Raw genomic sequence first — 2585 nt, 5'->3', positions numbered from 1 at the left:
GCCCTCCGCCGACGCCCCCGCCGTCGGCCCGTCGGGCCTGCGCATCGACGGCACCGAGGGCACCGGCCGGGCGATGACCCGCGCCGACCTGGACGACGTCATCGGCGCCTTCGCGGAGGCCGCCGCCGCGGCCGAGCGGATCGGCTTCGACGGCGTCGAGCTGCACGGCGCCCACGGCTACCTGCTCGACCAGTTCCTGTGGGCCGGGACGAACCGCCGCACCGACGCCTACGGCGGCGACCCGGTGGCCCGGACGACATTCGCCGCCGAGATCGTGGCCGCGGTGCGCGAGCGCGTCTCCGCGGAGTTCCCGGTGATCTTCCGCTACTCGCAGTGGAAGCAGGAGGCGTACAGCGCCCGGCTCGCCGAGAGCCCGGCCGAGCTGGAGGCGATCCTGGCGCCGCTGGCCGCCGCCGGCGTCGACGCCTTCCACGCCTCCACCCGCCGATACTGGCTGCCCGAGTTCGAGGGCTCGGACCTCAACCTGGCGGGCTGGACGAAGAAGCTCACCGGCCGGCCCACCATCACCGTCGGCTCGGTCGGCCTGGACGGCGACTTCATCCGCGGCTTCGCCGGCGAGGGTTCCCCGGTGCAGGGCATCGACGACCTGCTGGACCGCCTGGAGCGCGACGAGTTCGACATGGTCGCCGTCGGCCGAGCCCTCCTCCAGGACCCGGACTGGGCGCTGAAGGTCCTTCAGGGCCGCCACGAGGAGCTGAAGCCCTTCGACGCCGCGGCGCTGCGGACGCTGAGCTAGCTCCACCCGACACAGGGGCGCGTGGGACATCCCACGCGCCCCTTCTGTATGTCCTGACACCTGTTCATTTCGATCGGATTCGATCGGAATTCATCGCATCTTCGGCTACGGAATGGTCAAGTTCCATACTGTTTCGTAGAAGTGTTTGTCTGTTCACGGCCACGCTCTCAGTCGGCACCCAGCAACTACCGACTGGAGTACAGAGTGGGCCCCACCTCCTCTTCGCGCCGGCACGCCCTCACGGCCGGCGCCCTGGCGGCAACCGCCGCACTCGTCGCCGCAGGCGTCCAGATCTCCACCGCATCCGCCGTCCCCGGCCGCGACACCGCGATCGCCAAGGCCAGGGCCAACGTCGCCCGCAACGCCGAGCTGTTCGGCTTCGGCGCCGGGCAGGACCTCCTGGTCAAGGACGTCCTGATCGACCCCGACGGCACCCAGCACGTCCGCTTCGACCGCACCTACCAGGGACTGCCGGTGATCGGCGGCGACCTGGTGGTGCACCAGGACGCCCGCGGCCGGCTCAAGGACTCGACCCGGGCCAAGGGCCACAGCCCCGCCGTCCGGAGCACCGTCCCGAGCGTCCCCGCACAGGCCACCGCCGCGAAGGCGCTGGCCGCCGCACCCGGCATCTCGTCCGCCACCTCCCAGCCCCGGCTGGTCGTCTGGGCCGCCGACGGCACCGCCCGGCTCGCCTGGCAGACCACGGTGAGCGGCCTCGGCAAGCAGGGCCAGCCCTCCGGCCGGGTCGTCGTCACCGACGCCGTCACCGGCGCCGAGATCGAGCAGTTCGACGCCGAGCACGAGGCCTCCGGCACCGGCCGCTCGGAGTACACCGGCACCGTCACGATCGACACCACGCTGCAGTCCAACGGCCTGTACGCGCTGATAGACCCGACCCGGGGCACCATCACCAAGGACGCCCGCAACGTCTCCGCGAGCAGCCTGAACGCCAACTCCGGCACGCTGTACACCGACGCCGACAACATCTGGGGCGACGGCCGGAAGTTCTCCACCGACCGGGCCACCGCCGCCGTCGACGCCCACGCCAACACCGCCTGGACGTACGACTACTACAAGAACACCTTCGGCCGGAACGGCATCAAGAACGACGGCAAGGGCGCCACCGTCTTCGTGCACGTCGGCACCAAGTGGGACAACGCCCAGTGGTCCGACAGCTGCTTCTGCATGATGACCGGCGACGGTGACGGCACCACCGACCCGGAGCAGGTCGACCTCGACACCATGGGCCACGAGATGACCCACGGCGTCACCAGCGCCACCGCCAACCTCCGCTACAGCGGCGAGTCCGGCGGCCTCAACGAGTCGACCAGCGACATCTTCGGCACCATGGTCGAGTGGTACGCCAACAACGGCATCGACACCCCCGACTACCTGTTCAGCGACCAGTCGACCCCGCCGTGGCTGCGGCGCTTCGACAAGCCCTCGCTGGACGGCCGTTCGGCCGACTGCTGGAGCAGGAAGGTCGGCCAGCTGGACGTGCACAACTCCTCGGGCGTGGGCAACCACTGGTTCTTCCTCGCCAGTGAGGGCAGCGGCAGCCGGACGATCAACGGCATCACCTACAACAGCCCGACCTGCAACGGCTCCACCGTCACCGGCATCGGCAACCAGAAGGTCGCCAAGATCTGGTACCGGGCGCTGACCGTCTACATGACGTCCACCACCGACTACAAGGGCGCCCGCACCGCGTCCCTGAACGCGGCCAAGGACCTGTACGGATCCGGCAGCGCCGAGTACAACGCGGTCGCGGCGGCCTGGAGCGCGGTCAGCGTCGCCTGATCCCCACGACTCCGGTGCGGCGGCACGG

2 protein-coding genes are annotated in these 2585 nt (G+C 70.4%); both read left to right on the top strand.

Going from position 1 to position 2585, the window contains the following annotated elements; genetic code table 11:
- Positions 1 to 757, top strand: a 757-nt coding sequence (locus tag ABZ641_RS32595) for a 12-oxophytodienoate reductase (RefSeq protein ID WP_359987694.1), incomplete at its 5' end; no start/stop codon positions are given.
- A 204-nt stretch (positions 758 to 961) separates the two neighbouring features.
- Positions 962 to 2557 (top strand): M4 family metallopeptidase, encoded by a 1596-nt coding sequence (locus ABZ641_RS32590; RefSeq protein WP_359987691.1) that lies wholly within the window; start codon positions 962 to 964, stop codon positions 2555 to 2557.
- Positions 2558 to 2585: the final 28 nt, after the last annotated feature.

The sequence above is a fragment of the Kitasatospora sp. NPDC007106 genome (assembly GCF_040634455.1).
Lineage (GTDB): Bacteria > Actinomycetota > Actinomycetes > Streptomycetales > Streptomycetaceae > Kitasatospora > Kitasatospora arboriphila.
The sequence above is the reverse complement of the archived record's forward strand: the minus strand, read 5'-3'. Positions and strand labels throughout refer to the sequence as shown.